We start from the raw sequence: 2,296 nt of genomic DNA, 5'->3' as shown, positions 1-2,296 counted from the left end.
CGTACAGCACATGAGTTCTCGGGTCCCTCTGAGGCCCCCCACCCCATGCGGGTCCGCGCGAGCAAGAGATGTGTCCAGGGTTCAGCCTCGAAAACCCGGTAACACGTTCACAGGTTAATACTCATGGCATCGTCGTTCGTCACTCAGGCCGAGTTCTCGCGGCACCGCGGCGTCTCGCGCAAAACCGTTTCTGTGTGGAAAGTCAGAGGCTTGCTCGTTCTGAGTCCTGATGGTCTGATCGACGTGGCAGCGTCGGACAGGAAGCTGAACGAACGTCCTCTGAGGTACCGCGGTGGTCTTACGACTCAACTACCCGGCAACATCGGCAACAAATTCGCCTAAGACTACAGGTAGCGCTCAAGAAGCCGCGCAGGAAGGCGGCGAGCAAGCGTGAGGTAGCGCTTTCCTCCGTCTGCATTCAAGCTTTCTACCGGCGATGGCAGCCGAGCGCGGGGCGGACCTCGCCCGGATCATGGACCAGTCCGGGCTCCGGGATACCAGAATGGCGGTCGGCTACATCCGGCAGGCAACTGCCTCCAAGGGGCACGCGGGATGAGCTTTCCCCTGAAAGCAGTCTGTGAACAGGAAGAAGCATTCGGCTCGGCTTGCCGAACGAATCATGAACAAGTACCCTCACCGATATAGCCAGCTCCCTCGCGGAGCCGGGGTCCGGGTGGCTAGCCAGGCCAGGTCCGGGAAACCTCGCCATAGCCGGAGGGCACCGGCAACAAGCAGCGATCCTGCCTCCATCGTTGAGGTCATGGTGAACCTGCAGGAGTGGGAACGGGTCGCCCCGACCCCACAGACAGCCGGGCGGCCGATCGGTGCGCCTCCCGGTGGTTCCGCGTCAGATCCCGTGAGGGATGAAGCGGCGAGTAAAGGCCGACCGCCTGACCCCGGCCTCCCCGAACAAGGTTTCGTCCACCGATCCGTGACCGGCTCGTACGGCGGCTCCATACCCGTCAGGTCACTTGGTTTCGCCGCTGGTAGGCGAAGCCATGCCCTCTCCCCGGATCACCACCCCATCAGGTATCTCGCTCTCCGCCCGCTGATGCATCGCCCGCTTTGATTTTAGATCAGTTAGCCACAGCATTTCGGAAAAATCTGAGCTCACTCCGAGTTCTCCTGCTACCCGAAGCCGTCTTTCCCGGACATGCTGTAGATAGGAAGGTGACATGGGTGGCCTTGGCAGCGGACGATCGGGTGGGAAGCCCACGATCGAGGACGGGCTGACGCTCAACCTCGCCAAACTCCTGCGCGACGGCTTCTTCCGGCCGGGCCAGAGTTGGGGCGGCTCATTGACTTGGACGAACACGAGCACGGGCGAGCGCGTCGCTTCAGTCGGCTACGAGGCTCACCTGGATGACGAGCACGGCCGCGTGCGCCTGCACTATACTACGACCCGCTGGGGCGGCGAGAAGCACGCATCGGATTACTGGGTCACGCTGGAGACGACGCCGCAGCCCTTCGGTAGCCGGCGCTGGTGGTTCGTCTGCCCGCGCACCGGACGGCGTGTCACCAAGCTTCACCTGCCCAACGGCGCCCTCACCTTCGCCTCTCGTCAGGCCTATCGGCTCGGCTATCGTTCGCAGCGTGAGACACCCCGCGACCGCGCCCTCGGCCGCGCTTTCAAGCTGCGCCACCAACTCGGCAGCCGCGAGGGCATCGGCGATTACATCGTCAAGCCGAAGGGGATGCGCTGGGCGACCTTCGAGCGTGAGATGGCAAAGGTCGAGGCCGCCGAAGCGATCGTCGACGGTCACACGCAGTTGCTGCTCAAGAGCCTCAATCGCGGGCTCAAGAGATGAGTGTCCGACAAGAACAGGTACAGCTTCGGGTCACTGCGGTGAACGCAGGTGCGCCATCTGGTTACCAGAGAGGTTTCCAGCCTCTACGCGCGCGACGGACGGTGACTGACACCAATCGGCGGTGGCAGGTACCAACGTCGTGGCCGGAAACGGCAATGTCTGAGCCCCATGCTGGAATGTCGGCATATCAGAAGGAAGCTGTGACCGACTAACCCCACCCTCATCGTCAAGATGCTGCTTGGAAGCGAGGGCATCACGGAGCCGGACAACTTCCCCCTCACGGTCGACCTGATACTCGACTGCTGGCCCGAGACCACCGCCGACGAGATCGCTCGCGGGTTCGAGATCGCGATCTACCCCGCCGACCTTACTCGGCAATCGAAAACGGGACTGGTGACGAGGCATGAGCCCTACGACTCACGGCCGGCCACTCGTTCAGGTGCCGCAGCGGGATCCGGGCCTCGATCAGGAGGTCGTCTGCGAGCAGG

The 2,296-nt window shown here is 63.0% G+C and carries 1 protein-coding gene; it reads left to right on the top strand.

The genetic code is table 11. The annotated features are described in order from the left end of the window. Positions 1–1,175 precede the first annotated feature (1,175 nt). Complete coding sequence (locus tag DT057_RS34625; RefSeq protein ID WP_128566519.1) at positions 1,176–1,808, top strand: hypothetical protein; 633 nt, start codon at positions 1,176–1,178, stop codon at positions 1,806–1,808. The last annotated feature ends 488 nt before the right edge of the window (positions 1,809–2,296 follow it).

This window comes from Methylobacterium crusticola, from assembly GCF_003574465.1.
GTDB classification, from domain to species: Bacteria; Pseudomonadota; Alphaproteobacteria; order Rhizobiales; family Beijerinckiaceae; genus Methylobacterium; species Methylobacterium crusticola.
Note: the sequence above shows the minus strand (reverse complement) of the source record. Positions and strands in the feature narration are given on the sequence as shown.

What these genes read in the sequence shown, in the direction of transcription:
- DT057_RS34625 (WP_128566519.1), top strand. Translation starts at nt 1,176, where the DNA reads ATGGGTGGCCTTGGCAGCGGACGATCGGGTGGGAAGCCCACGATCGAG.